The 26,213-nt window shown below is 61.0% G+C and carries 22 protein-coding genes; 6 read left to right on the top strand and 16 right to left on the bottom strand.

Annotated features, from left to right (window positions below; translation table 11 throughout):
- Window positions 1–2 precede the first annotated feature (2 nt).
- Both HJB91_RS10795 and HJB91_RS10790 read left to right on the top strand, forming a co-directional pair.
- A complete protein-coding gene (locus HJB91_RS10795) occupies window positions 3–923 on the top strand; it encodes a nucleoside hydrolase (RefSeq protein ID WP_210629976.1) in 921 nt (306 codons plus the stop codon).
- Window positions 920–2,707 carry an adenine deaminase gene (locus HJB91_RS10790; protein ID WP_221154687.1) on the top strand — a complete coding sequence of 596 codons (1,788 nt, stop codon included), beginning with the start codon at window positions 920–922 and terminating at the stop codon, window positions 2,705–2,707. Before HJB91_RS10795 ends, HJB91_RS10790 begins: the two co-directional genes overlap by 4 nt.
- Window positions 2,708–2,819: 112 nt before the next feature.
- Here HJB91_RS10790 and HJB91_RS10785 read toward each other — a convergent pair whose 3' ends face one another.
- Window positions 2,820–4,796 (bottom strand): putative bifunctional diguanylate cyclase/phosphodiesterase, encoded by a 1,977-nt coding sequence (locus HJB91_RS10785; protein WP_409079586.1) that lies wholly within the window; start codon window positions 4,794–4,796, stop codon window positions 2,820–2,822.
- 254 nt (window positions 4,797–5,050) lie between these two features.
- On the opposite strand from HJB91_RS10785, the gene HJB91_RS10780 reads away from it, so the two are divergent.
- The gene (locus tag HJB91_RS10780; protein WP_221154686.1) at window positions 5,051–6,094 is read left to right on the top strand and encodes a class I SAM-dependent methyltransferase; all 1,044 of its coding nucleotides are present in this window, start codon (window positions 5,051–5,053) and stop codon (window positions 6,092–6,094) included.
- A 194-nt stretch (window positions 6,095–6,288) separates the two neighbouring features.
- On the opposite strand, the gene HJB91_RS10775 is transcribed toward HJB91_RS10780, so the two are convergent.
- From HJB91_RS10775 to HJB91_RS10750, 6 genes are read right to left on the bottom strand one after another with little or no spacing between them, the layout of a single operon-like run.
- Window positions 6,289–7,812 carry a hypothetical protein gene (locus tag HJB91_RS10775; RefSeq protein ID WP_259669870.1) on the bottom strand — a complete coding sequence of 508 codons (1,524 nt, stop codon included), beginning with the start codon at window positions 7,810–7,812 and terminating at the stop codon, window positions 6,289–6,291.
- A 41-nt stretch (window positions 7,813–7,853) separates the two neighbouring features.
- Window positions 7,854–9,551 carry a hypothetical protein gene (locus tag HJB91_RS10770; RefSeq protein ID WP_247241705.1) on the bottom strand — a complete coding sequence of 566 codons (1,698 nt, stop codon included), beginning with the start codon at window positions 9,549–9,551 and terminating at the stop codon, window positions 7,854–7,856.
- On the bottom strand, window positions 9,485–10,234 hold the full coding sequence (locus HJB91_RS10765; protein WP_210629973.1) for an SDR family oxidoreductase: 750 nt from the start codon (window positions 10,232–10,234) through the stop codon (window positions 9,485–9,487). The genes HJB91_RS10770 and HJB91_RS10765 overlap by 67 nt, the downstream gene beginning before the upstream one ends.
- Window positions 10,231–11,553 (bottom strand): FAD-binding oxidoreductase, encoded by a 1,323-nt coding sequence (locus HJB91_RS10760; protein ID WP_210631565.1) that lies wholly within the window; start codon window positions 11,551–11,553, stop codon window positions 10,231–10,233. Before HJB91_RS10760 ends, HJB91_RS10765 begins: the two co-directional genes overlap by 4 nt.
- A gap of 7 nt (window positions 11,554–11,560) precedes the next feature.
- Complete coding sequence (locus tag HJB91_RS10755; protein ID WP_210629972.1) at window positions 11,561–11,992, bottom strand: GtrA family protein; 432 nt, start codon at window positions 11,990–11,992, stop codon at window positions 11,561–11,563.
- A 9-nt stretch (window positions 11,993–12,001) separates the two neighbouring features.
- Entirely contained in the window at window positions 12,002–13,543 is a 1,542-nt protein-coding gene (locus tag HJB91_RS10750; RefSeq protein WP_210629971.1) for a UbiA family prenyltransferase, read from the bottom strand.
- A 246-nt stretch (window positions 13,544–13,789) separates the two neighbouring features.
- Between HJB91_RS10750 and HJB91_RS10745 the strand changes: the two genes are divergently transcribed.
- Window positions 13,790–13,993: a hypothetical protein gene (locus HJB91_RS10745; protein ID WP_210629970.1), complete on the top strand. Its 204-nt coding sequence runs from the start codon at window positions 13,790–13,792 to the stop codon at window positions 13,991–13,993.
- 335 nt (window positions 13,994–14,328) lie between these two features.
- Window positions 14,329–16,101 carry an SLC13 family permease gene (locus tag HJB91_RS10740; protein WP_221154683.1) on the top strand — a complete coding sequence of 591 codons (1,773 nt, stop codon included), beginning with the start codon at window positions 14,329–14,331 and terminating at the stop codon, window positions 16,099–16,101.
- A gap of 84 nt (window positions 16,102–16,185) precedes the next feature.
- Here HJB91_RS10740 and HJB91_RS10735 read toward each other — a convergent pair whose 3' ends face one another.
- The 6 genes from HJB91_RS10735 to HJB91_RS10710 all read right to left on the bottom strand — a co-directional run bounded on the left by HJB91_RS10735 (window position 16,186) and on the right by HJB91_RS10710 (window position 23,760).
- A complete protein-coding gene (locus HJB91_RS10735; RefSeq protein ID WP_221154681.1) occupies window positions 16,186–17,355 on the bottom strand; it encodes a M20 aminoacylase family protein in 1,170 nt (389 codons plus the stop codon).
- Window positions 17,356–17,447: 92 nt separating this feature from the next.
- Window positions 17,448–18,953 (bottom strand): tripartite tricarboxylate transporter permease, encoded by a 1,506-nt coding sequence (locus HJB91_RS10730; protein ID WP_221154680.1) that lies wholly within the window; start codon window positions 18,951–18,953, stop codon window positions 17,448–17,450.
- A 9-nt stretch (window positions 18,954–18,962) separates the two neighbouring features.
- A complete protein-coding gene (locus HJB91_RS10725) occupies window positions 18,963–19,424 on the bottom strand; it encodes a tripartite tricarboxylate transporter TctB family protein (protein ID WP_210629967.1) in 462 nt (153 codons plus the stop codon).
- Window positions 19,425–19,557: 133 nt separating this feature from the next.
- Window positions 19,558–20,541, bottom strand: a complete 984-nt coding sequence (locus HJB91_RS10720) for a tripartite tricarboxylate transporter substrate-binding protein (protein ID WP_210629966.1) — start codon at window positions 20,539–20,541, stop codon at window positions 19,558–19,560.
- A 58-nt stretch (window positions 20,542–20,599) separates the two neighbouring features.
- Window positions 20,600–21,889 (bottom strand): sigma-54 dependent transcriptional regulator, encoded by a 1,290-nt coding sequence (locus HJB91_RS10715; protein WP_311044438.1) that lies wholly within the window; start codon window positions 21,887–21,889, stop codon window positions 20,600–20,602.
- Window positions 21,886–23,760, bottom strand: coding sequence for a sensor histidine kinase (locus tag HJB91_RS10710; protein ID WP_259665206.1), 1,875 nt, complete (start codon window positions 23,758–23,760; stop codon window positions 21,886–21,888). Before HJB91_RS10710 ends, HJB91_RS10715 begins: the two co-directional genes overlap by 4 nt.
- 109 nt (window positions 23,761–23,869) lie before the next feature.
- Between HJB91_RS10710 and HJB91_RS10705 the strand changes: the two genes are divergently transcribed.
- The gene (locus HJB91_RS10705; RefSeq protein WP_221154679.1) at window positions 23,870–24,532 is read left to right on the top strand and encodes a sulfite oxidase-like oxidoreductase; all 663 of its coding nucleotides are present in this window, start codon (window positions 23,870–23,872) and stop codon (window positions 24,530–24,532) included.
- Here the strand turns inward: HJB91_RS10705 and HJB91_RS10700 are convergent.
- The 3 genes from HJB91_RS10700 to HJB91_RS10690 form a co-directional block, all read right to left on the bottom strand.
- The gene (locus HJB91_RS10700) at window positions 24,517–25,086 is read right to left on the bottom strand and encodes a hypothetical protein (protein WP_259669867.1); all 570 of its coding nucleotides are present in this window, start codon (window positions 25,084–25,086) and stop codon (window positions 24,517–24,519) included. The two genes, HJB91_RS10705 and HJB91_RS10700, sit on opposite strands and share 16 nt — an antisense overlap.
- A gap of 53 nt (window positions 25,087–25,139) precedes the next feature.
- Window positions 25,140–25,874, bottom strand: coding sequence for a CbtA family protein (locus HJB91_RS10695; RefSeq protein WP_221123005.1), 735 nt, complete (start codon window positions 25,872–25,874; stop codon window positions 25,140–25,142).
- A 110-nt stretch (window positions 25,875–25,984) separates the two neighbouring features.
- Window positions 25,985–26,194 (bottom strand): CbtB domain-containing protein, encoded by a 210-nt coding sequence (locus tag HJB91_RS10690; RefSeq protein WP_221154677.1) that lies wholly within the window; start codon window positions 26,192–26,194, stop codon window positions 25,985–25,987.
- Window positions 26,195–26,213: the final 19 nt, after the last annotated feature.

Genomic DNA, 26,213 nt, shown 5'->3' with positions numbered 1-26,213 from the left:
TCATGGGTGCATGGATCGATACCGACATGGGCTTCGACGACATCGCCGCCATTCTGGTGGTGGCGCAGTCGAAATATCAGATCGACGGCGTCTCGCTGGTCTTCGGCAATACGCCGCTGCCGCAGGTGCGGGCGAATGCCGCAGGCGCCGCCAGCGCCTTCGGCTGGACGTTCCCCGTCCATACCGGTCGTGCAGCACCTGTTCTCGGCAAGCCCGAAACCGCCCAGGCGATCCTCGGCGAAACCGGCATTCCGACGTCAGGCACCAGTCTGCCGAAGGCCCCTCCCAGTGCCGAGAGCGATGCCTTCACCGCGCTCTGCCGCTGGCTCGACGGCGACGGACCCCACCGCATCCTGGCGCTCGGGCCGCTCACCAATATCGCCGCCGTGGCGCTCGCCCGCCCCGATCTTGCCGCGCGCATCACCGACATCGTCTGGATGGGCGGCGGCGTCACATCGGGCAACCATACGGCCTCTGCCGAGTTCAACGCGCTCGCCGATCCCGAGGCGCTGGCAATTGTTATCGCCCATGGCCTGCCGTTGCGTATGGTCGATCTCGATCTCTGCCGCAAGATAGTTGCAAGGCCCGAAGATGCCGAGCCGGTGCGCAGTGCCGGCGGCGCCAATGCCGAACTGATCGCCGACATGTTCGCCGGTTATATAGGCATCGGCACCAGCCGTGGTCGTCCCGGCATGGCAATTTACGATCCCTCAGCCGCCGTGGCTTTCGTCGCCCCCGATATCGTTAGCTTCCGCCCCGCCCGCATCGACGTCGAACTGCAGGGCGCCCTCACCCGTGGCCGCACCGTCGTCGAGACCCGCGCCACGCATGCGACCTTCAACGCCCAATTCGCCGCCGATATCGACGTCGAGAAGGCGCGTACCATCATTCTCGCCGCTTTGGTCAACGAGGCCCGCAAATGAACGCCATTCCTCGTCAGGAACCTTTCGATCTCAACGATCCCGAATTGCGCGCCCGGGCAGTTGCCGCCGCCCGCGGCGACGCTCCCTTTGATATGCTCATCACCGGCGGCCGGCTGCTCGATGCGGTGACAGGCCTGATCCGGGAGGCTGATATCGGCCTCGTCGGCGCGCTCATCGCAAGCGTCCATACGCCGGCAAGCCGAACGGATGCCATCGAGATCATCGATGCGACCGGCGCCACCCTGACGCCGGGCCTGATCGATACGCACATGCATGTCGAAAGCTCGATGGTGACACCGGCAGAATATGCAAGCGCCGTGCTGGCGCGCGGTGTCACGACGGCCGTCTGGGATCCGCATGAATTCGGCAACGTCCATGGCCTCGACGGCGTGCGCTGGGCGATCGAGGCGGCACGTGCATTGCCGCTGCGCATGATCCTGCTCGCCCCCTCCTGCGTGCCGTCTGCACCGGGCCTGGAACTTGCCGGCGCCGATTTCGATGCCGCCGTCGTTGCCGAGATGCTGCGTTCACCCGCTGTCGGCGGCGTTGCCGAAGTCATGAACATGCGCGGCGTCATCGACGGCGATCCACGCATGAGCGCTATCGTCAACTCTGGCCTTGCCTCCGGCAAGCTCGTCTGCGGCCATGCTCGGGGCCTCGAAGGCGCTGACCTCAACGCCTTCATGGCAGCGGGCGTCACCTCGGACCACGAACTCACCTCCGGCGCCGATCTCGCCGCCAAGCTTTCCGCCGGCCTGACGATCGAGCTGCGCGGCTCTCACGATCATCTCTTGCAGGAATTCGTCGAGGTGCTGAACGGTCTCGGCCAGCTGCCCCCCACCGTTACGCTCTGTACCGACGACGTCTTTCCCGATGAACTCTACCAAAGCGGCGGCCTCGACGATGTCGCCCGCCGCCTGGTGCGCTACGGCATGAAACCGGAATGGGCACTGCGGGCCGCGACCTTCAACGCCGCTGAGCGGCTGAAGCGTTCCGATCTCGGCCTTGTCGCCTCGGGCCGCCGCGCCGATCTCGTTCTCTTCGAGGATCTCACGGAATTCCGAGCACGCCTCGTCATATCAGACGGCCGCATCGTCGCCCGCAACGGCAGCATGGAGGCGGCCGTTCAGCCGCTCGATACGGCGCCGCTCGTCAACTCCATCAAGCTACCGCCGCTGACGGAGAATGATTTCCGCGTCCCTGCGAAGGGCGCGCGCGTCCGCATCGCTACCATCGACCGTCCGCGCTTCACGCAATGGGGCGAAGCCGAAACGGAAGTCCAAGACGGCTTCGTCGTGCCGCCGGCCGGCAGCGCCATGATCGCCGTCGCCCATCGCCACGGAAAGGCCGGAGGCACCCCGCGCATCGGCTTTCTCACCGGCTGGGGCGAATGGCGCGGCGCCTTCTGCACCACCGTTTCGCATGATAGCCACAACCTCACCGTCTTCGGCGGCAATGCGGCCGACATGGCGCTCGCCGCCAACGCCGTCATAGCAGCCGGCGGCGGCATGGCAGTCGCCAAGGACGGCGTAATCCAGTCGATCCTGCCGCTCCCGCTCTCCGGCCTCGTCACCGACGCCTCACTGAAGGACACCGCCTCAGCCTTTGCCGAAATCCGCAAGGCCATGGACAAAATCGTCGACTGGAAGCCACCCTACCGCGTCTTCAAGGCCTGTTTCGGCGCAACACTCGCCTGCAATGCGGGTCCGCACCTAACGGACCGGGGGATTGCGGATGTGGTGACGGGGAAGGTGGTGGAAAGTCCGGTGCTGGAGATTTTCTAGGTCGAACGCATCTCAAAGCGAGGGGAGTGCCGTGCAGCCCTCCATCCGCCCACGGGCGTCTGCCGCCGTGACCAACATAACATATGGCCTATTCCGAAATAGACATTCGGAATCAAACCTTCCTGACCAGGCCGAACGGCAGCACGTTGTCAGATTCAAGCTGAGCTGCCGACGCGGGCCGTCCGATGTAATATCCTTGGATCTGGTTGATTCCGTACTGCTGCATCAGCCGCTGATGTTCAATGGTCTCAACGCCTTCAATGAGTATCCTTACGCCGCGATTGCGCAGCAGGCTGATGATGTCAAGCAACATCCGCTTCCCTTTTTCCGTGTTGCAATCATGGAGGAAGGATCGATCGATCTTGACTGTGTCGAATTCTATGAGGCGAAGCCACGAGAGCCCGGCAAACCCTGTGCCGAAGTCGTCCAGCCAGACTTGAGCGCCTAGCTTTCTCAGGTCGCTGATGCAACGAACCACGGTCTGGTCGATTTCCAGCTCAACGCCTTCTGTAATTTCGAAAGCAAGCCGAGCACCCGTCACGCCGAATTCTGCGAGCGTCGCAGCGACATAGCTGGCGAAACCTGGCATTTTAAGTTCAATCGGCGAAACGTTGACGCTGGCAACTTGCACCAAGCCGGTTGCCAACAGGTCTCGGCAAACGGTGCGGATTGCCCACCGGCCGAGTTCAACAATCGAACCTGTCCTTTCCGCAACTGGAATAAACATAGCAGGTGGTATCTGCGTCCCGTCCAACATCCTCAAACGCATCAAAGCTTCAACGCCGTCCGTCTTGCCTGTCTGAATGTTGCGGATCGGCTGATAGACGAGTGAGACAAGCCCGTGTTCAATCGCAATTTTCAACGTCGCGGCTATATCCTCGCTGTCATCGCTACTCTGCGGGTCTTCGGGATCGAAGACCACGAGGGTGTTGCGACCCGTTGCCTTGGCGGCATAAAGCGCGCGATCGGCTTCATGGACGACCTTGTCGACCTGTTTGGTCTCATCCCGCGTATAGGACACGCCGACACTCACGGTGATTACGGCGGTCCCGTCCCGCCTGTGCTCGTGTGGCCAGGCCAACGCTCGGACGTCAGCACAAATTGCTTCTGCCAGGTCGGTCGCTCTTTGCGAATTCGGCATTGGCGTGATGACGATGAATTCCTCACCTCCGTATCGCCCGATAATCGAGCCCCAGGACGAGGCCACGCTTTGGAGAAGCTGCGAGACAGCGACAAGGCACCGGTCACCTTCTTGATGGCCGTAGCAGTCGTTATAGTGTTTGAAATAATCGACATCGATAAGCAGGACGGCAAAGGGCGCCCTATGGTCCTGCCAGCGTTGCCAGTAGTCACGCAGACGTTGATCAATCGCCCGGCGATTTTCCAGCCCGGTCAACGAGTCGGTGTTCGAGAGATGCAAAAGAGCCCTACCTCTTTCGTCGGCAGCAGCTTGCTGCAAACTCGCTTCAAGAGCATTCAGGAAGACTTTATAGCGCTCTCTGTTGAGTTGAAGGTTCACGTAAGAGGTAAAAATAAAGCAAGAAATGCAGAACGCACCGAGGATCAGCTTATGAAGAAGCAGCATCGGCGCGAACAAACAGAGGGCGCCGATGAAGATGAGCATGTTCGTTACGGAGGCCGCAAGAGCTAGCGGAAACCGGAAACTGAAGAACAGGTTGACGCTCATCATAAAGATCGAGCCAAAAACCATATAGTATGAAAAGGCGTCCGTGACCGTGGTCATCTGAGCGGTGAGAAGCCAGACAAGATAAGCTGCCAGCACGGACACCGCCGCAGCCATATCGACCGTATCGGCTTTTGCCTTGCAGTAGAGCAAGAGTTCCAACACGCACAGCGCACCGGCGCCAACCGCCAATCGACCGGCGATCGTGTACCGGACCACGTCGCCAATAAAGAGATAATCGGTGAAAGAGTATGCAAGGTAAGCGGCCACCGCTATCCAGAGGCCGTTGCGCGTAGCGGTCTTTCGGCCGCTCTCGCTCTTCTGCTTATAAAGACGGCGCAACTGTTCTGGCGACAGCATCGGCCTTATTGTGGCGACTGCGGTCTCGGCTAACACGTGCATCATGCCCCTGCCACCCAACATATTGCCACAGTTGCCCTACGCAGACTGCTGGCTGATGCTGGATAGCCCTGCGCAGACTCCACATCAACCGATAAGGCTCCCCCGAGCCACAAGCGGGCAGAGTATCTGTCGGGTTCACTAATATTTTCTAAAATTAAAGCGTGCGCTGAGGCCGCGTTCCAACCTTGACGCTTGACCTTAAAAGAATGTTGAAGATTTTATTCAATGTTTAGATCTTTATCCCCAATGAGGTTTCCGTGGCTCAGCCCCTCTTTTCCCTTGATGGCCAAAGCTTGATTACACCGCAGTCCGTTAGCAATCAGTTCCCCTCACCTCACCACGATAATGAAAAGGACCTGCTGCGGACTGCAGAAGCTGAGTTTGCGATTGTCATCAACATTGCAATGCAGCGGTTCGGTGCCGGGAACGACCTGCCTGGCGCAGTCAAGTGGTTAATTGGTCAGCTTCATGACGTCCGTCAAAAATTCGGTGCTGCTGTATGGCAGAAGCTCATCCCATTTATTCAGGCCCATCCCTCGGCAAAGATCCTGCAGCAGTGCCCGTTCACTCGTTGGTCCTTTGAAAAACCTCGCGGCTATTCCGGTGATGCCGGTCTTATCGACTTTATTTATGGCCATCCGGCGGTGGCCGAACAAGTGGCCAGATCCACCCTTCTCGGGCTGGATATCTTTGAATACACGATCAACGCGCCCGGCCCGGTAGCGGTCAGGGAACGTCGCGACATCCTGACCCGCTACGTCGATGACACCGCTGCGCGAACGGGTTCGGATACCGAGGTGCTGGCCATCGCCGCCGGCCACCTCCGGGAGGCGGAGACATCAAAAGCATTGGCAGAAGGCCGCCTTAAACGCTGGGTTGCTCTTGATCAGGACCCCCAAAGTATTGGCTCGATCGCCAGCCAATTCCATGGGACTTCTGTAGAGCCTATCGACGGATCCGTGCGCGGCTTGCTCGCGCGAAAGCATCAGCTTGGCACCTTCGATCTGATCTACGCAGCAGGGCTGTACGATTACCTTGCCGATAAAGTGGCAATCCGGCTCACGCAGATTTGCATGGAAATGCTGAAACCGGGCGGCGTCTTTCTATTTGCCAACTTCTCCGATGAGATGGCGGATGACGGATACATGGAATCCTACATGAACTGGGAGCTCCTCCAGCGATCCAATGCCGACATGTGGCGTATAGCCAATGCCGGTGCGGCGGAAAATACGGTTGAAAAGACAGTCTGGTTCGGGGCCAATCGCAACATTATTTACGCCACCATCAGGAGGCTGTCGTAAGTCGCGACGACCGGGCCGCGCTGCTACAGACCGGCCGGCGGTTTGGAGCTCCCGCTGCTGGCGATCTGGGCCTTTGCCCTGGCTGGGGCTCCCAGCTTGGGCCAACTGACGGCAGGATCCATTTACGCCTGGGCGCTCGTGCTGATGCTCATCGGCCTAATCATCGCGGAGCTGAAACAACAGACCGCACCGACTCAGAAAGCCTTTCTCCGATAAATGCGCCAATCGGCCGTCTCCCGCACCAGCACATAGTGGCGGGCGATATAGTGGGCATAAAGGTCGCGCAGGCCGTTACCCGTCCAGATTTCGATCGGCCATTTCGGATCGAGGATAAGGTCAACGTCGGCGAACATCTCTTCCGCGGCCGGATGATCATCCGGTCCAAGAGTTCGCCCCCAATGATACCACACGCTGTCGCCCACCGGCGGTGTCAGCCCCATGCCGGCGGAGAAGGGATTGACGAAATCGAGAACCGCGACGCGCTCGTCAGCAGACATCAGTTGCGACAGGGCAGCCGAAGCGTCAGCCAATGTCCTGTTGTATCTCTCGAAGTATTCGTATTGGCCGGCGCTCCACATCTCAACGAGCCCGATCTCAGAAAACGCCGGCAGCGGGATCGGTTTGCCTCGGCCGCCGGCAGCATAATAGGCATGAATTGCGAGCGATGCAGCGTTGCAGACGGCGGAGGGCAACAATAGGAACCCTAGGAGTAATGGCAGGGCGAACCGCGCCTTCCCGTATCGGGAGAGCAGCTTGGCGCGAAAGAGGCATTCCGTAATGACGGCGGCGCCCGCACCCAACGTCAGAATCCCGACGGTCTGGAAATTCTGCCCGATCAAGAGGATTCCGGTTGTGCCGCAGAAGGCAACGAAGAGCAAATGCCGATAACTCGGCGTCAGGTTGAGAACGACGAGCACGACCGTCAGATAGACAAGAAGGTCGGCGTGATTGTTCCGTACCAAGTGACCGAGGGCGGTCAACGTGAGAACGCCGCCGCTGTTTTTTGCTGAAAGGCCAAGGTCAGCAAGGTAGTTGAACCCGCCGCCCCAGATGATTTCAGTCGCGATAACGCTGAAAGCGATCATCCCGAGCGCCAACCTCACCCAACCGATCTGGCGACGATCGAAAAGCATGAACAAAAGGAAGCCAAGCCCTACGACGCCATAGGTGATCTTGGTGTAGAGCATCAACAACACAAGGAGACTGGCGCATGCGGCGTCGACGGCCTTGCTACTCCCGGAGGCCGGCAAGCGAGGCAAATACATCACCAGCAGTAAGCCCAGCGACGCCCATCCAATCCGGTTGTAGAACATGGCAAAGGTCAGCTCCCCTATCCGCTCGCCCGGATTTGCGGGAACCGCAGCTATCAAGAGCAGGAAGATCGCAAGCGGCAGTCCGAACGCCATATGCATCCGGCTGCCCACGATTTCCGCGGCGATAGCCGCAAGCAGGAGAACCACTATCGCCATTCCAGCCGGCATCGCGCCGCCCATATTGCCCGACAAGCCATAGCCGGCGGCGGGAATGTAAAATGTCAGCGGCCCGAGTGGCGAATGGAAATCCACATTCGGCACCTGGCCATGTACGATGCGATGAGCACCATCCAGGAAAACGAAGAGGTCGTTGACGTACTTGGTCGTCGCCGTTTGGCCGGGCAGAGCGAGAAGGCAGGCGAGAACGAAACCCGTGCCGAAGATGACAGCCTGCGACCAACTCAACCGTGACGCCGGGCGCGATGCGCCGTCTCCCGCTTGCACAGTCACTTCACCTCGCTTTGCACCTTCGCCTGACGCCACTGGTAGACCGTCCACTCCGATGTCTTCTGAACGACCTCGAACCGAGCCGAAAGAAAGGGGCCGTACAGCTCCTGCAAGGGCAGGCTGTTGATACCGGTTTTAGGCACCATGACGATCTTTACATCCGCAAAGAGCACTTCCGGTGGGATGTAGGCCTTCTCGTTGATATTGCGGTTCCAGTGAAACCAGGCGGAGTCACCGGTAGGCGGGCGAATTCCGAGGCCGGCTGAAAATGGATTGACGAAATCAAGCACAAAAACGCGTTCGGGTAGTACGGGCAACGCCTGCAGCAGCGCCCCCCCGGTTACGATGTCGTCGAGATAGCGCCTTATGAAGTCAGGTTCGCCGCCAGGCGGATCGATTTCCCGAACATCGTCAAAACGTGGCAGCCCGAGCGATTGACCAGCTTTCTCAGCCGCAAGCGATGTATGCAGAATGAGGGCAGCGGCGTGATGTACGATCGGCGGCGACAGGAATAAGGCCGCGAGCAGCGGAAGAGCCCCGGCAGGAAGAGCCAAGCCTCCTGTCCTTCTCCCGTCATCGCCTTGCTGAGGCCAGGCGGCTTTCTGCACCAGAGCGACTGCGCCGCAGTAGAGCGTGATAATGCCCCAGCTGTGGGCGTTCTGATTGATGATCGCCAGGCCGGCGCCTATGCAGAACCCGGAGAAGAGAAAATCGCGGAAGCTGCCGGTTTGCCAGATGGCGACCAAGGCGAAGGCCGCAAACACGATGAGGTCGGAAAGGTTCTCACGCAGGTTCTTCAGGATGCTGGCGACGTCATGGCCGCCGCTGACACGCGCCGCCGCCCGCAGATCCTCTATATGCTGAATGGTTCCGCGCCAGAAGAACTCGATGGCGATCATGGCCAGCCCCGTCAGCAGCAGGGCAGTCACGACCCAGCGGCGCTGCTGCCGATCCAACAGGATGACAAGGAGAAAGGCGGTTCCGGCGAGCCCGTAAGTCGCCTTGATGTAGAATGAGACGAGCAGAAGAAAGACAGCGGCAAGAGCATCGGCGGCATCGTTGCGCCCGCGCGCGGGCTGCGGCGTCAGATACATCACCAGCAGCAAGCCGAGCGCGACCCAACCGATGCGATTATAGAACATCGCGAACGAAGGATACCAGATGGAACTGCCGAGATTGATAGGCGCCGCGAGGATGAGAATGAGGAATATGCCGAGCGCGGCCGCCAATGACGGGTTGAGGCGAGACACAAGAATGCGGATCATTGCGGGGATGAAGGCGACGACAACGATAGCCATTCCAACCGGTATCGCAGCGCCGAAATTCCCCGTCAGTTGGTATCCAGCCGCCGGAAGATAAAAGACGAGTGGCCCGAGCGCCGTGTGGAAATCGCGGTTCGGCACCTGACCGAATGTGATGCGGTGCGCACCGTCGATAAAGACCAGCACGTCATTGATAAAGGCGGCGTTGATGGTCCTTCCCGGCAAGGCAAGCATGGCCGCAGAGACCAATGCTGTCAGGATGATCAAACCTTCCGCCGCGCGCAGCCGCCGTATCCTCGCCGCCGGTCGCTTGCTGGCGCCTGCTCCCGTTCCGATGGCCGCGTACGCGGCGTGATTGCCTGGTTCCGTCACAGCCGCAACCTCTTGAAGATCGGCTCCGGGATTGACCGGATCGCCGTCATCAGCGGTCGCCATATTCGTCTGACATAGACCACGTCCCCGCCTCTGCTTCCCTCGGCGACAGTAAAGATCTTCTGCGCGACCTCCCGAGGTTCGGCGGTGAGAAGCGGCGGGAGCTTCATGCCATGCGTCATGCGTGTCCGAACGAAACCGGGCTTCACGGTGAGCACGCGCACCCCGGACCCGGACAGCCGGTTCCTCAGGCCGGACAAGAAGGCGGTCAGCCCGGCTTTGCCGGCGCCATAGACATAGTTGGACGCGCGTCCGCGATCGCCGGCGACGGAACTAATGCCGACGATGGTTCCGGATCCTCTCGCCGCAAAACGTTCCGCCAGAAGGCCAAGAAGCAAAGCTGGCCCTTCAAAGTTCGTCCGCATGATCATGGCGGCATGCTCAAGTTCCCGTTCGGCGCGAGACTGCTCGCCCAGTTCGCCAACGACGCAGACCGCCGTGTCGGGCAGAGGCGAAACGGCGCCCACGAAATCTTCAAAGCGGCTTGTAGCGAGGATGTCGAGTTCGTGAACTAGGACATTAGCGCCGGTCCGCGCGCTGATGTCGTCGGCCTCGCGTTGTACGGCAGAGCGCTTTCGTCCGGTCAGAAGCACGTCCCATCCCGCCTCGGCATAGATCAGCGCCGTCGCGCGACCGATATCCGATGTCCCGCCTATCAGGAGCAGGGTCTTGCCGATCCCCTTCATATGCCGAGCCTCTTTGCCAAGCGGGAATTAAAGTGACGATCGGCGCCCGTTGCCTTGCGTAGCTCCTTGAACGCAGCCAACCGAGGGTAGCCAGCCTCGAATGTGTGACGTGACTGTCGTGCATCCTTGGCGAGATAGAGCCGCCCTCCTGCCTTGACAACCAGCTCATCGATTTCGTCGAGCAGCCGGAACACCTCCTGCGTGACGGGAAGGTCGAGTGCCAGCGTGTAGCCCGGCGCAGGAAAGGACAGCAGCCCGCTTCCGCCCCCTAGCTTCTTCAGAACGGCAAGAAAGGAGCCTTTTCCCGAACGCGCAAAACGCTCGAGCATGCCGCTCAGGACTGGAAGCGCGTCCTCGGCTGGAACCACGCACTGATGCTGCAGAAAGCCCCGCCTGCCATAAAGCCGGTTCCATTCGAGGATGCCGTCCAGTGGAAAGAAGTATTTATCCCAGTGGACCAGCGAGGTCTTGGCCGCCTTTCGCGCTCCCGCCCGGAAATAGATCTCGTTGAAGGCTGTTACGCTTGTTTTGTTGAGCACCCATTGCGGCAGATCGAATGGCAGTGAAAACATCCCTGCGTTTTTCGCTGCAAAGCGATCTACGCCCGGCATGCCGCCGACCTGGTCCAGCGTCGCGTGTTCGCCGGCAAAGATCAGCGAGCGTCCAAGAGAGGCGCCTTGCGAAAGGCAATCGATCCAGGCGACCGAATAGGTGACATCCTCGGTCTGCTGCAGCGCCTTCAACGCCTCGCCAAGATTTTCCGTGACGATCGTCTTTTGCGCGATCCAGGCGGATTCAATCGGTCTCAAACGGAAAGTCGCTTCCGCGATGATCCCGGTCATACCCATACCACCGACCGTCGCGAAGAAAAGATCGGCGTTGCGCCCGCGGCTACAGGTGAGGGTCTCTCCGCTGGCGACCACCAGCTTGATCTCGCTGACATGGTCACCGAACCCGCCGTCGCGATGATGGTTCTTGCCGTGCACGTCAGAGGCAATCATCCCGCCGACCGTGACATATTTCGTGCCCGGCACCACAGGCGGAAAATAGCCTCTCGGAACAAAAGCGCGCAGAATATCCGAGAGCATTACGCCCCCTTCCACGGTCAGCGTCGCATCGTTCGGATCGAAGCTCCGCATTCGGCTCAGTCCACGGCACATCAGGGTGGAGTGTTCGCCGATCGCCGCGTCACCGTATGAACGCCCATTTCCGCGGCCGATCAGTCCCATGCGAGCGGCCACGGTGCCTGCAAGCGCCTCCGGCCGCTTGCAGTCGATTGCCTGGCTTTCATGGCGCGGATAGCGTCCCCAGCCCTCCATGGGTTTGTTACGCCTCCTCTGGTTTGAAGACGAATTTCCGGTCCAACGCGTATTTGGAAATATAGCCGATCGCCAAGCCGAGCGCTCCGCCGGTGTATTTTGCGAGCTCCGTCTTCCACACCGTCCAAAAAGTAATTTCAAACCCCCAGAATATGAGCGTCGTCAGAACACTGAACAGGCCGTAAAGCGCCACCTTGAGCATCTCGTCGCCGTGCGACGTGTAGCCGTCGAAGAATATCCATTTTTTGTCGAGGAGATATTTCAAGCCGAAGCCGGCAGCGGTCCCTGCGAGCATCGAAGGCATAAGGTTCGGCGACGGCGCCAGCTGCATGACAGTGGCCTGGACCGCGAAGTTGGCGGCGGTGGAGAGCATGGCGAAGGCGAGGTAGCGGGTTGCGAGGCCCGCGGAAGTGCTTCGCTCTGAGGACTGACGAGCCATTCGGCCACCTCACATTGCGGCAATGACAAGTACGCCGGCGACGCCGAGCGTGACGAGGCTGACCTTGTCCTTGATCGCGAAGACGACTGGATCGTCATGCATCTGTCCTCGGTGGGCGAGCATAAGGATGCGGGCAATCCAGCAGGCAAGGATCGGTCCGGCCAACCACAGCATGGCTGGCCTGGTGTAGATGTCTTGGGCACTGTCGCTTGCGGCATAGAGGGCAAATAACGTCAGCGCGTTCATTCCCGCTCCAGCTGCCAGGGCGCCCACCATCCCAATATCCGCCTTCCTGTAGTCGCGGCTCTTGGAATCCGGCAGGTGCGCGGCGCGGCGTGAAATGAGCTCGGTGTATCGCTTCACCAAAGCGAGCGAGAGAAACCAGCTCATCATGAAGGCAAGCAGCCAGGGAGATGGCCACACCGAGACGGCGGCAGCGCCGCCGATCACCCGCGTGGTGTAAAGAGAGGCGAGAGCCACCACGTCCAGGATCATCTTCCGCTTGAGGAAGAACGAGTAGGCGGTGGTCAAGGCGAAATAACCCGCGAGTACGAGCACGAAGACGGGCGACACCATGGCGGCCACCGTAAGCGACAGCAAAAGCAGGATCGGGATTGCCAACAGAGCGTGCAACAGCGGGATCTCGCCACAGGCAAGCGGTCTGCGGCATTTGGTTTTATGACGGCGGTCGTCCTGCAGATCGACCAAGTCGTTCAGGAGATAAACGCCCGAGGCACAAAGCGAAAAAGCCGCCAGAGCCAGGCCGGCATTCGTAAGGCTATGGAGGTCAAAGAGTTGATTTGTCAGTAGCGGGATAAAAACCAACCCGTTCTTGACGTATTGATGCACCCGCAACGAGCGCGTCCAAATCCGCCATGTCGGTCTGTCGTGACTAAGGTGCTCGACGTTGTCGCATTGGCGCGAAAGCTCTCGCGCAACTGCCGCCGATGTCCTTATGGCATAGGACTTTGCGGCGTGGCGCCAGACTGACAAGTCGGCCGGGTCATTGCCGATATAGTCGAAGCCCCCCTCCCCGAAGGCGGCGACGAGCTTTGCCGCCTTCGCCTCGCCGACACAGTTCATCGTCTCGTTCGTTGCAAACCAGCCGGCGAAAAGGCCAAGGTGGTCGGCAACCGTGCAAACCAGGCGTTCGTGGGTTGCAGAAGCGAGGTAAACCGATCGTCCCTCCTCCCGTGCGGCCTTGATGACGTTCAGCACTTCCGCGTCATAGGGAAGAATAGCCGGGTCGAAATCCGCTGGTTGAGAAAGGCGGTGCTTCAGACACGCTTTTCCGGCGGACAGCGAACTGACGAAATCGACGATGGAAAGGGGCCGACGGCTAAGCTCCGAGAAGACAGTTTCGATCAGCAGGTCCGATCGAACGAGGGTGCCGTCGAGATCAACCACTAACGGGCGGGGCGACAGCGGTGTTTGCAGGACCGGTGGGCTGTCCACCGGCAATGCCGCGGGTCCAGGTTGAGGCCACCCGTCCTCCTCGGCTCTCGGCAGAAAATCTCTTCGCAGCTGGAATTCATGGTGCAGCTCGTTCAAAGGATTTCCCTTATGCTTCGAGACCGTGAAAGCCCGCCGAACCACGGCTAAGCAGTTTGGTTCCATCACCAAAATGGGTGAGGTGCTGACGCCTGGGGAAGATTATCAAAGGTTGAGTTTTTCAGCGCAGACTCAGAACCTTCACGGAGAAATTGCGCCCTCGCCGCGCCCTGCCGTCGAGGTCGGTGTTCGCGGAGGCGGGAACAAAGCGAGGATGCGCCGGTTCGAAGGACCGTAAAGATTAGAATGAGTGTCGTGATGAATCTGGCTCTGCTTTTCGGTGCGTTGACATTGACATGTTGGATGATGGGAGGAGCTGTTGCAGTGCTGGGCACTGCCGAGCACCCTCGTCATCACCTGCACCAACTCAGCGAATTCGTTTCGTTGGGCTTCAACGTTTTGGGTATCGCATGTGCGATCGCGATGATTGCGCTCGTGATCGCCGCCTGATCTGCATCGTTATGCTCTGATCTGGTCAAAGCTCACAGCTGCAGGATGACATCCTTACACATCGCAAGTCTGTCAGCTCGCTGCACGGTCGATGGGTCGCAGCGTGTCTTCGGCGCCGGTCGAAGGCGAGATTTCAGCCATCATCCTTGGAGAGCTCAGGGGTGGGATGATGCAACTTCATGCTGCAGGTCTGTCGAGGCTACCGCAGATGCTGGATCCGGAGGTTCGAAGCCCCTGAAGTGTGGTGCCGAGGAACTTGCGCAACGTTACAGCGTTTCTGAATATCGTCTTCCGCTCGGTTGTCGGCGACACCCCAGCCTCGTTCCCAGGTCCGCATGACAACACAACAGATAATCGCATTTTCTGTTATCGCTCTCATGATGGCAGTCTTTATTTGGGATCGCTTCCGCTATGATGTTGTCGCGTGTTGTGCGCTTGTATTGGCAGTCGGGACCGGCATTGTGCCACCGGAAAAAGCGTTCTCCGGGTTTTCGGATGACATCGTCATCATCGTTGGCAGCGCGCTGGTCGTCAGCGCGGGCGTAGCGCGCTCCGGCATTGTGGATTCGGCCATTAAGAGATTTTTCCCGAATCTGAACACGCTTTACACGCAGCTTGCGCTCTTGATGATTGCGGTGGCAATGCTTTCTGCTTTCATCAAAAATATCGGCGCGCTTGCCATCATGATGCCGGTCGCCTTCAAGTTCGCGAAAAAATCCGGTGCCTCTCCCTCAAAATACCTGATGCCGATGTCGTTTGCTGCTTTACTTGGCGGATTGATGACGCAGATCGGCACCTCACCCAATATCGTCGTGTCGCGGCTGCGGGAGGAGATGACAGGAGCCTCCTTCACCATGTTCGACTTCACGCCTATGGGCGGTGTTCTCACGGTTATCGGCATCACCTTTCTCTTGTTCTTCCACTGGTTGGTGCCAAGTCGCACCAAGCAGAACAGCTCGATCGAGGATGCGATCGAAATCAAGAATTACACCAGCGAAGTCGCGATCACGGCCCAGTCAACACTGCTTGAGCAGGCATTGAGTGACCTCCTGAATCTCGGTGATGGTGAGGTCATAGCCACCGCCGTACTGCGTGGCGGTACCCGAATGGCTCCGTTCCCCGATCTCACGCTCCGCTCTGACGACATTGTCCTACTGGAAGGTCCTTCGGCAGCGATGGACCGGATTGTGTCCCAGGGGAAGTTGAAGCTTTCCGGCAAGCCTCTGGCAGAAGGCGGCCACCCGGAGGCGGACATCATTTCGCTTGAGGCAATCGTTAGTCAGGGATCCTCCCTCGCTGGCCTTTCCGCCAAAGAATTGGCGCTTTCCTATACGCGCGGGGTCAACCTTTTGGCGATTAGCCGGCGCGGTGAACGCCTCAAGGAACGGCTGGGAAGCTTGACCATCAGCACCGGTGATGTGCTCCTTCTGCAAGGCAGCCGGGGAAGCCTGACTGCCCTTCTGCAGGATTTCGGCCTGCTGCCACTCGCCCAGCGAGAGGTGCTGCTCGGCACCCGCCGCCGCGCCTTCATTCCGCTTCTTATCCTGGCGCTCGCGATGGCAACGACCGCGGTCGGTCTCGCGCCGGTTCCGGTGGCCTTCTTCGCAGCCGCCCTGGGCATGGTCGTTTTTCGAGCTGTTCCACTCGCGGATGTCTATAAATCGGTTGATGGACCGATCCTGGTGATGCTCGCGGCCCTTATTCCCGTCTCGGACTCCTTGCGCACCTCCGGCGGCAGCGATTTGATTGCCGGCTGGCTGAGTGGGGCGGCGATGAATCTGCCGGCATGGGGTGCGCTCGGCCTGATTTTGGTGACCGCCATGGCCGTTACGCCCTTCCTCAACAACGCCGCGACGGTCCTTGTCATGGCGCCGATCGCCGCCAGCTTTGCAACGGGTCTAGGCTTCAGACCGGAAGCCTTCCTGATGGCGGTAGCCATTGGCGCGGGTTGCGATTTCCTCACGCCTGTCGGCCATCAATGCAACACGCTCGTCTTCGGTCCCGGCGGTTACAAGTTTTCCGATTATCCGCGTCTCGGCTTGCCGCTGTCGGCGTTGATTATTCTCGTTAGCGTGCCGGCGCTGCTATTTGTCTGGCCCGTCAACTAGTGTGGAACGACGTCTCACTTCCGGAAAGTCGTGCATCACTGCCACAGCGCCGCAAAACAGTGAAAACGGACCAATGGACATCGCTCAAACCTTCAACTCCCCCTCCACCAACGCCACCCAGTAAGCCGCCCCGTATCCAAGCGCCCCATCGTTAAAATCATAAGTCGTGTTGTGGTGTAGCGCGCCGTCAACCGCCGGTCCGTTGCCCAGCCAGACATAACAGCCCGGCGCGTTCTGCGCGAAGAAGGCAAAGTCATCTCCAGCCGTCGACGGCGGAAAACTCCTCCGCACGTTTTCAGCAAAGACGGTGCCGGCGGCGGCAAGCGCCCGTGATGTGGCATCCGCATCATTAACGACAGGCGGTATCCGCCGCTCAAAATGATAGTCGGCCGATACGCCATACATCGCAGCCGTCCCACTCGCCAACCGGGCGATCTCGGTCTCCAGCTGGTCGCGCACCTCAGGCGAATAGGCCCGTGCCGTTCCGCCGATCTCCACAATATCGGGAATGACGTTCAACGCCTTCGTATCGCCCGCCTGCAGGAAGCAGGCGCTGACGACCGCCGGCTGCAGCGGGTCGACAACACGGCCGACGATCGTCTGCAGCGATGACAGGAAAGTACCGGCTGCCGTGATCGGATCGCGGCCGAGATGCGGCTTGGCGCCGTGCGTGCCGACGCCGCGAAAGGTGATGCGCCAGCTGTCGGAGGAGGCGAGCTGCGGTCCCTCGACGACGGCGATCTCGTCGACCGCAAGCCCCGGCATATTGTGCAGGCCATAGACGGCATCGCAGGGGAAAAGCCGGAAGAGCCCCTCCTCGACCATGCGCTTCGCCCCGCCGCGGCCCTCTTCGGCCGGCTGGAAGATGAAATGCACGGTGCCGGAAAAATTCAGCGTCGCCGCCAGATGCCGCGCGGCGCCAAGCAGCATTGCCGTATGGCCGTCATGGCCGCAGGCATGCATCTTTCCCGGTACGGTCGATTTATAGGGCCGCTCCGCCATCTCAGGCATGGCGAGCGCATCCATATCGGCTCTCAACCCGATCCTGCGCGTGCCGTTGCCGACTTGCAGGGTGCCGACCACGCCGGTGCCGGCAAGCCCGCGATGCACGGCGATGCCGGCCTCCTCGAGAAGCTTTGCGGCGATACCGGCGGTGCGCTCCTCCTCGAAACCGAGTTCCGGATGCGCGTGCAGATCGCGGCGCAAGGCGGTGAGGAACGGCAGATCGTCCTTGATCCGGGCAGGAATGCTCATGGGCCTGGATATCCCTCCATGTGAAACGGGCGCCCGAACGGCGCCCGCGTCAGATCATTCGTTGTTCATCAAACAACTCGCGAGTTCAACCCTCAAGCTTCTTCGACGAACACCTCCTCGCGCGTCTTCCTGACGCTCGGCAGGAAGACGACGATCAGTACGGCGACCGCGATTGCCAGAAGCGTGGCGCTGATCGGCCGCGTGATGAAGGTGCTGGGGTCACCGCGCGACAGGATCATGGCGCGTCTGAGGTTCTCTTCCAGCAGCGGCCCGAGCACGAAACCGAGCAGCAGCGGCGCCGGCTCGCAGCGCAGCTTTGCCAGCACGTAGCCGATGAGGCCGAAGAAGGCGACGGCATAGAGGTCGTAGACGTTGGAATTGACGCTGTAGACCCCGATCGAGCAGAAGGCCATGATGATGGGGAAGAGTACGTAATAAGGCACCGTCAAAAGCTTCACCCAGAGCCCGATCAGCGGCAGGTTGAGGATGACGAGCATCAGATTGCCGATCCACATCGAGGCGATGATGCCCCAGAACAGCGCCGGCTGCTCGGTGGCGACGTTCGGGCCCGGCACGATGCCCTGGATGATCATCGCGCCGATCATCAGAGCCATGACGGGATTGGCCGGAATACCGAGCGTCAGCAGCGGAATGAATGAGGTCTGCGCTCCGGCATTATTGGCCGATTCCGGCCCTGCGACGCCGGCGACCGCGCCTTGGCCGAATTCCTTCGGCGTCTTCGACAAGCGCTTCTCCACCGTATAGGAGGCGAAGGAAGCGAGGATCGCCCCACCACCGGGCAGGATGCCGAGCGCCGAACCGATCGCGGTGCCGCGGATGATGGGCGCAATCATCTCCTTGAATTCCTGGCGCGAAGGCAAGAGACCCGATACCTTGGCCATCAGCACCGTGCGTGTCGACTCTCCCTCGAGATTGCGCAGGATTTCAGCGACGCCGAAGACGCCGACGGCGAGCGCCACGAAATTCAGGCCGTCCGCATATTCACGGATTCCGAGCGTGAAACGCGGCGTGCCGGTATAGATATCGGTGCCGACAAGGCCGAGCAGCAGCCCGAGCGCCACCATCGCCAGCGCCTTGACGACCGAGCCGTGCGCCAGCGCGATCGAGGAAACGAGGCCGACGATCATCAACGAGAAATATTCAGCCGATCCGAATTGCAGTGCGATGTCGGTCAGCGGCGGCGCGAAGACCGCAACGAGAAAGGTCGAGACCGTTCCGGCGAAGAACGAGCCGAGGGCCGCGATCGCCAGCGCCGCCCCCGCCCTGCCCTTGCGCGCCATCTGGTAGCCGTCGATCGCGGTGACGGCAGAGGAGGATTCGCCCGGCATGTTGATGAGGATCGCCGTTGTCGAGCCGCCATATTGCGCGCCATAATAGATGCCGGCGAGCATGATGAGCGAGGAGACCGGCTCGAGCTGGAAGGTGATCGGCAAGAGCATGGCGATCGTCGCCGTGGCGCCGATGCCGGGCAGCACGCCGATCAGCGTGCCGAGCAGCACGCCGATCAGGCAGAAGAGAAGATTGTCGAACGTTGCCGCCGTCGCAAAGCCGAGCGCGAGATTGCTGAAAAGATCCACCATCGCCTCCTAGAACCGGACCCAGGGGCCGAAGCGTTCGAACGGCAGTCCGAGCCCATAGCTGAAGACGGCGACCGAAAAGATTGTCAGCAGCAGCGACAGGATGACCGCGAATACCAGGTTCATCTTGCGCGACGCAAAGCAGGCGATGAAGGCTGTGAAGAACAGCGCCGGCGCAAATCCAAGCCCGCGCACCGTCAATCCGAAGAAGACGGGAGCCGGCAGAATGAAGAGCATGCCGCGCCAGGCGAAGGGATCGACCGGCTCCCCCTCCACACGCAGCGCCTGAAAGAAGATGATCGCGCCGAGAAGTATCAGTGCGCAGGCAAGGATAAACGGGAAATAACCGGGACCCATCCGCAAAGCCGTACCCAGGTCGAGCCCGACCGACTGATAGGCAAAGAAAGTGCCGGTCGCGACGAAAAGCGCGCCGCAGATCGCATTGGTGCTATCGAGACTGATGGATTTCATAGTGTCTCCTGGAGTTGGAGATGGTTCACGTGACGCGCTGCTGCCGCGATTGCCGCTCATCCGCCTGCCGGCACCTTCTCCCCGTTTTCGGGGAGAGGGTTAGGATGAGGGGCTATTCCTGGCACATCCCTCACTAGTCCGCGTATTCCCCGGCGGCCTCGATCACCGGCTTCCAGCGGGCGATTTCGCTTTCGAGCTTGGCTTTCAAAGCAGCAGGCGTTGCATCTGCATCGGAGGACGGCGCCGTGCCGAGTTCGGCGAAGCGGGCGCCGACATTCGGATCCTTCAGCGCCAGCTGCAGCGACTTCGACAGGCGTTCGTTAATCGCGGCCGGCGTACCCTTCGGCGTGTAGATGCCGTGCCAGATGCCGACTTCGAAGCCCGGCAGGCCAGCTTCGACAGCCGTCGGTACATCCTTCAGCACGTCGAGGCGCTTCGGCGAAGTCACCGCATAGGCCTTGATCGTGCCGCCCTTAATCTGTTTCGTGGTGTTGGTGGTCTGGTCGCACATAATATCAACCTGGCCGCCGAGCAGATCCGTCATCGCCGGGCCGGTTCCTTTGTAAGGAACGGTCGTGAGCTGCGTCTGGATGGCGCTCATGAACATCATGCCGCAGAGATGCGAAGCCGCACCGATACCGGCATTGGCGACGGTGACCTTGTCCTTGTTGGCCTTGACGTAATCGATCAGGCCCTTGAGATCGGTCGGCTCGAAATCCTTGCGCGCGACAATCGTCATCGGCACCTCGGTGACAAGGCCGACATACTCGAAGGCGCCGAGCGTGTCGTAGGCGAGCTTGCGATAGAGCGTGGCGCTTGTCGCCATGCCGATATGGTGCAAAAGAATGGTGTAGCCATCGGGGTCAGCGTTCGCCACCCGGCCGGCGCCGAGCGTGCCGCCGGCACCGCCGACATTTTCGACGACGATCTGCTGACCGAGATCCTTCGACATCGATTCAGCCACCAGCCGCGCGACGGTATCGGTCGGGCCGCCCGCCGCAAAGGGGACGACCATGGTGATGGTGCGCTCGGGATAGGTCTGCGCCGATGCGACACCGGCGAGAAGAGAAACCGCGGCAGCCGCGGTCAGGCCGAGCACGGCCTTCAGGATTTTCATCGTTTCCTCCCTGATGAAACAGCAAGCCCGCCGACACATCCTCCGCGCCGGGGATGACCTATTTGCCGCCGGGAGAAATCGAGCCGCAATCGCTACCGTCGCTTCCGCAAGATGATTCTGCGGCAGTGCAATGCAGCATGGGTCGATTTGGAAACAAACGGCATTCGGCAACCCGCTCCGCAAGCCCGGTTGCCTCCTCGGTCTGCCGTCCACCATTGTCGAGCCCAAGGACCAGACGGTCGGCGGCATTCCTCAACTCACGCACATTGCCGGGCCAGTCGCGCTGGGCGATGTCGGAGATCACCTCCGGCAGCACGGCCACCTCGTCGCGGCCGTAGCGGGCGGCCGCTTCCCGCACCAGCTGCAGGAAGAGCAGCGGAACGTCTGCCCGCCGCTGCGATAGCGACGGCACATGCAGCGTTGCGACGTTCAGTCGGTAGAGGAGATCGGCGCGGAAGCGGCCAGCGGCTACCTCCGCCTCCAGATCCACCTTGCTCGTCGCGATGAAGCGCACGTCGAGCGGCACGACCTCGTTCGATCCGAGCCTGGAGATCACCCGCTCCTGCAACACCCGCAGGAACTTCGCCTGCAGGTCGAAGGGCATCGAGCCGATCTCGTCGAGCAGGATGGTGCCGCCGCGCCCATGTTCGAACTTGCCGTAACGCGGCCTGACAGCGCCGGGAAAGGCGCCGGCCTCATGGCCGAAGAGCTCGCTCTCGATCAGGTTCGCCGGCAGGGCGGCACAATTGATCGCAATGAACGGCCGGCTCGCCCGGGCGCTGATATCGTGAAGTGCACGCGCCACGACCTCCTTGCCCGCCCCGGTCTCGCCGACGATGAGCGTATCGGCATCGCTGGCGCCGATTGCGCGGATGCGGTAGCGCAGATCCACCATTACCTGGGTGCGCCCCGGCAGCCGCGCCTCGATATCGTCGCGTTTGCCGGCGACCGCCTTCAGCAGCCGGTTCTCAAGCACGAGACCGCGCCGCTCCATCGCCCGGCGAATGACGCCGGCGAGCATTTCAGTCGTGAACGGCTTCTCGATGAAATCATAGGCGCCTTCACGCATCGCCTCGACCGCTAGCTGTACATCGCCGTGGCCGGTGACGAGGATAACGGGCACCTCCTGATCGATTTCACGAATCTTCTGCATCAAAGTCATGCCGTCCATGCCGGGCATGCGGATATCGCTGACGACGACGCCGGGAAAACTGTAGCCGATCAGTTCCAGCACATGATCGCCGCTCGAAAAAGTTTCGACGCTGAAGCCGGAGAGCTCCAGCGCCTGCGCCGTCGAGCGGCGCAGTTCCTCCTCGTCGTCGACAAGCAGGATCTTGGCTTCGTTCATTCGGCTGCCTCCGGCATCAGCCCAGCCGCCGATTGCAACTCGACGCGGAACACCGCGCCCCCTTCAGGATGATTGGCGGCAGTCAGGCTGCCGCCGAAATCCTTGATGATATTGTAGGAGATCGAAAGCCCGAGGCCGAGCCCCTTGCCCACACCCTTGGTCGTGAAGAAGGGGTCAAAGATGCGCTCGGCGATTGCCGCCGGCACCCCGGGTCCGTGATCGCGCACCGTCAGCACCACCTTGCCGGCCGCCTCGAAGGCCGAAACCTCGATGCGCCTGTCATCCAGTCCTTCAACCGCATCGGCCGCATTGGAGATCACATTCACCAGCACCTGCTGCAGCCGTACCGAACCGGCGCGCACCACCGGCGGCCGCGTTCCGAGATCGAGCCGGAGCTCGGCGTCCGCCGCCTTCAGCCGCCAGGCGATGATCTCCAGCGTGTCGCGCATCGCCTCGTCGAGGGGGACCGGCCCGAGCTTCTCATTCGGTTTGCGGGCGAAGTTGCGCAGGTGCCGGCTGATCGAGGCCATGCGGTCGATCAGCCCGCCGATCCGCCTTATATTGTCGCGCGCCTCCTCCGTTCGCCCTCGATCGATCAGAACGGCAGCGCTGTCCGTATAGGTCTTGGCGGCGGCGAGCGGCTGATTGAATTCATGCGAAAGGGCAGCCGACATCTGCCCGAGCCCGGCGAGTTTGCCCGCCTGGATGAGATCGGCCTGGGTCTGGCGAAGCTGCTGCTCGGTCAACCGCCGCTCGGCGATCTCCTCCTCGATGCGGCTGTTGACGCGGGCAAGATCCGCCGTGCGCTCCTCCACCCGCCGCTCCAGCTCGCCCCGCGCTTCGGCCTGCATCAACATGCGCTCGGCAAGCCGCGCCCGCCGCTGGCGAATGACCGCCACAGCAAGGCCTGCGATGCAAAGGATGAGAAAGACGGCGACAAGCGCGGTGCGCGCCTGGGCGCGGATGGAACTCGTCTCCATCAGCACGTTCACCGTCCAGTCCTCGGCCGGCATATAATGCGACAGCACCAGATACTCGCTTGCGCCCCGATCGCTCGCAAGCGTCATCAGATCATGCGGCTCGAAGCGATGACGCGTCACCGGCAGCGCCGTCAGCTTCGCATTGGCATAGCGCCGCGACGCCTCGGTGCGGGCGATACGGTCGGCCGTCAGCGGCAGGATCGCGCCATAGAGCCATTCCGGGCTGCCGGACATGAAGATGATGCCCTCGGGATCGGAGACGAAGATCTTGTATTCGCCGCCGCTCCAGGAGGATTCGATCATGTCGATATCGACCTTGAAGACGATGACACCGCGAATATCCGCGCCGACCCTGATCGGGGCAGAGAAATAGTAGCCGCGCTTTAGCGATGTGGTGCCGAGAGCATAAAACCGCGCCTGCCGGCCTTCGATCGCCTCCTGGAAATAAGGCCGGTAATTGAAATTCTGGCCGACGAAGCTCCCCGGTCCATCGTAATTGCTCGCCGCGATCGTCTCCCCGTCCGGCTTCACCACATAGATGTCGGAAGATTTTAAGAGCCCGTTGATCTCCTTGAGATAGAGATTGGCCGCATCACGCAGTGCCATGTCGTCGGGCGCGCTGACCAGTTCCTTGATATCGTCGTGATCGGCGATCAGCGCCGGCAGCGCCTCGTAGCGGTTGAGGTGGCCGCTGAGCGCCGAGACGGCAAGGCGTAGCGCCGTTCCCGCCTGAGCGGAAGCCTCCTCCATATAGGCGCGCGTCGCAATCGCGCTTCCATAGGTGAAGAAGGCGAAGATGACGAGCGGCACCAGCAGCAGCGCCGCGGTAGCACGATATCTCGAAGACAGATCCGGCTCCTCCCTTTCTGCCTTCACTCCCCAGCAAGGCATGCCCGACGGCTCAGTCTAATGAGGCAAGCGAAGATTTCCAAGAGCTCGCCGAAACTTGACACTCGGCAGGGACGGATGTCCTATTGCTGCACCGCAAGGAGACCCGTTCATGAGCGACGACCAGATGCCCGCCGACAGCAAGCTCACAAACTCCAAACGCCGCTGGGCATCCGAGGGCAAGTTCCTGACCGGCCGCATCAGCCGTCCCGAGGCCGAGCGCCTGCCGCCCGGCCAGCACCTCGTCAAGAACTGGCCGGTGCTCGATCTCGGCCAGCAACCGGTCATTTCAACCGGGAGCTGGCAGCTTGAAGTACGCGGCCTGGTCGAAACGACACTCACCCTCACCTGGACGGAATTCCAGGCGATCGAGCAGAGAACCAGGATCAGCGACATCCACTGCGTCACCACCTGGTCGCGCTACGATAACAAATGGAACGGCGTTTCGACGCGGGATCTGCTCGATCGCGCCATGCCGAGGCCGGAAGCAGCCTACGTGATGCTGACGAGCTACGACGGCTACACCACCAATCTGCCGCTCGCCGATTTCGCCGCCGAGGATGCGATCCTGGCGACCTCCTGGGAAGGCCTGCCGCTGACACCGGAGCACGGAGGCCCGTTGCGGCTCGTCGTGCCGCATCTCTATTTCTGGAAGAGCGCCAAATGGCTGCGCCGCATCGAGTTAATCGCCGCCGACGAGGCCGGCTTCTGGGAAAAGAACGGCTACCATATGTATGGCGATCCGTGGCGCGAGCAGCGCTATTCCGACGACTGAGCCTTCGGCCGCGAGACGCGACGAAGCGCGAGAACGGCCAGACCGAACAGAGCGGCCAACCCCGTCAGTGACGCCATGCTGGCAGGATGAAGCGGCACCTTGCTCCAGCTCGGCTTGATAATATCGGCGGTGTTGAAAGCCTCACCGCTGAACTGGCAGGTGATGAAGGCAAGTCCGCGGCCCGCCATGTCGGCGTCGATGGCCGAGATGATTTCGCCCGCCGCGGTTGCCTCTCGCGGCATCTCACGCATCGCCATCAGCACGGCTTTCGTCGCCGCGAGATAGGCATGGGCGCATTCGTTGAAAGGGCTTTCCTCGTCCGTCACGCTGCCCGGCATCCGGCCCCAGAGGCAATAGGAATACTGGATTTCCGAGTAGTTCAGGACACGCCGGAACGATTCGTTCGTATCGGCCGCCCGCGACGCCAGCATGCTGATGCTGCTGCGATACTCCGAAATGACCGCCATCTCGCCGTGGGAAATTGCCGGAATAACGAGCCCGGGATGAGAGCCGCCAGAGTTGCTCCCATGGGCGAGGGCATTTCCGATAAACATTGGCAACAGGCTCGCGATGAGACCGAGAAAAGCAAACCTGCCGATATGCCGCATCACCGGAACGCCGGCCGCAGACCGCTCTTGGCGGCAAGACGTCTTTCGGCCAGCGCTCCGAAAACCAGACCGAGCGTTGCCCAAAGGATCGCGTGCATTCCGAGCGTGGTCGTGCGGAACCGCCAGAGCACCATCGCCGAGAAATTCTCGGGCACCTCATTGATCGGCGGCAGCAGATAAAGCACGAAGCCGATGAAGACGAGATAGGCGACGCCGGCGATAATCGCGCCGTTCCAGAGACCGAAGCGCTCGCCAAGGCGGCGCGACAGCGCGATCGCGGCAATCAGCGACGCGAGCGAAACAACGATCATAAGGAAGAACAGTTCGGTCCTGGCGCCGATCGTATCGGGATTGCCGACAGCCGGCGGGTTGGCCGGATATTTGATGGCGGGAACGAGCACGACCGCCACGAAGGCGGCAATGGCGATGACGGCCGAGGTGCCGCGCGCCGATAGGCTGCTGAAGCGGCCGTGCACGAAGGCGAAGGCGAGCGAAAAAAGCCCGCCGACGGCGATGCTGTAGGCCATGACGCCTGTGAAAAGGCCGAGGCCGGCCTGCGTGGCCCGGCTGACGATTTCAGGTTCGGCAGCTTCGCCCGCCGCCTGGGCGCTCGCTTCCTCGAAGGCGATTGCCGCATCGACCAGCGGCTCGCCGAAGGTATGGGCGAACGCGAAAACGAGGATGCCAGCAATCAGGCCCGCGAGCATGCCGCGAAGCAGAAGCTTTCCAACCATGTCAGTATTCCCCCTTGTCGCGCAAAACTGTGCAGCGGTTTTGCGATAACGACATGCGTAAAACAAAGACCTAAAGCGCGAGAAGCGAATCCGAAAGATCGCGATGCGCTTTAGTGGCAGGGAAATCCGAGGAGATGGCGGCCGTCATGCACGAATTCGTGCACATACATGCCGTTGAACAGCGCCATCGCGCCCTCCTCGGTGCCGACGAAATAAAGAACGATGAGCATCAGCAGACCGCCGAAGATCGCCCAGGGAAGGATTTCCCCTACAGGGATCTGCGCCGGCGCCGCGACAGGCGCGAAAGTGGTGTCAGACATGTATTCCTCCGGAATGACG

The sequence above is a fragment of the Rhizobium sp. NLR10b genome (assembly GCF_019685435.1).
Lineage (GTDB): Bacteria > Pseudomonadota > Alphaproteobacteria > Rhizobiales > Rhizobiaceae > Rhizobium.
Note: the sequence above shows the minus strand (reverse complement) of the source record. Positions and strands in the feature narration are given on the sequence as shown.

What these genes read in the sequence shown, in the direction of transcription:
- HJB91_RS10795 (WP_210629976.1), top strand. Translation starts at nt 3, where the DNA reads ATGGGTGCATGGATCGATACCGACATGGGCTTCGACGACATCGCCGCC.
- HJB91_RS10790 (WP_221154687.1), top strand. Translation starts at nt 920, where the DNA reads ATGAACGCCATTCCTCGTCAGGAACCTTTCGATCTCAACGATCCCGAA.
- HJB91_RS10785 (WP_409079586.1), bottom strand. Translation starts at nt 4,796, where the DNA reads ATGATGCACGTGTTAGCCGAGACCGCAGTCGCCACAATAAGGCCGATG.
- HJB91_RS10770 (WP_247241705.1), bottom strand. Translation starts at nt 9,551, where the DNA reads ATGGCGACCGCTGATGACGGCGATCCGGTCAATCCCGGAGCCGATCTT.
- HJB91_RS10765 (WP_210629973.1), bottom strand. Translation starts at nt 10,234, where the DNA reads ATGAAGGGGATCGGCAAGACCCTGCTCCTGATAGGCGGGACATCGGAT.
- HJB91_RS10760 (WP_210631565.1), bottom strand. Translation starts at nt 11,553, where the DNA reads ATGGAGGGCTGGGGACGCTATCCGCGCCATGAAAGCCAGGCAATCGAC.
- HJB91_RS10755 (WP_210629972.1), bottom strand. Translation starts at nt 11,992, where the DNA reads ATGGCTCGTCAGTCCTCAGAGCGAAGCACTTCCGCGGGCCTCGCAACC.
- HJB91_RS10745 (WP_210629970.1), top strand. Translation starts at nt 13,790, where the DNA reads ATGAGTGTCGTGATGAATCTGGCTCTGCTTTTCGGTGCGTTGACATTG.
- HJB91_RS10740 (WP_221154683.1), top strand. Translation starts at nt 14,329, where the DNA reads ATGACAACACAACAGATAATCGCATTTTCTGTTATCGCTCTCATGATG.
- HJB91_RS10735 (WP_221154681.1), bottom strand. Translation starts at nt 17,355, where the DNA reads ATGAGCATTCCTGCCCGGATCAAGGACGATCTGCCGTTCCTCACCGCC.
- HJB91_RS10725 (WP_210629967.1), bottom strand. Translation starts at nt 19,424, where the DNA reads ATGAAATCCATCAGTCTCGATAGCACCAATGCGATCTGCGGCGCGCTT.
- HJB91_RS10720 (WP_210629966.1), bottom strand. Translation starts at nt 20,541, where the DNA reads ATGAAAATCCTGAAGGCCGTGCTCGGCCTGACCGCGGCTGCCGCGGTT.
- HJB91_RS10715 (WP_311044438.1), bottom strand. Translation starts at nt 21,889, where the DNA reads ATGAACGAAGCCAAGATCCTGCTTGTCGACGACGAGGAGGAACTGCGC.
- HJB91_RS10710 (WP_259665206.1), bottom strand. Translation starts at nt 23,760, where the DNA reads ATGCCTTGCTGGGGAGTGAAGGCAGAAAGGGAGGAGCCGGATCTGTCT.
- HJB91_RS10705 (WP_221154679.1), top strand. Translation starts at nt 23,870, where the DNA reads ATGAGCGACGACCAGATGCCCGCCGACAGCAAGCTCACAAACTCCAAA.
- HJB91_RS10700 (WP_259669867.1), bottom strand. Translation starts at nt 25,086, where the DNA reads ATGTTTATCGGAAATGCCCTCGCCCATGGGAGCAACTCTGGCGGCTCT.
- HJB91_RS10695 (WP_221123005.1), bottom strand. Translation starts at nt 25,874, where the DNA reads ATGGTTGGAAAGCTTCTGCTTCGCGGCATGCTCGCGGGCCTGATTGCT.
- HJB91_RS10690 (WP_221154677.1), bottom strand. Translation starts at nt 26,194, where the DNA reads ATGTCTGACACCACTTTCGCGCCTGTCGCGGCGCCGGCGCAGATCCCT.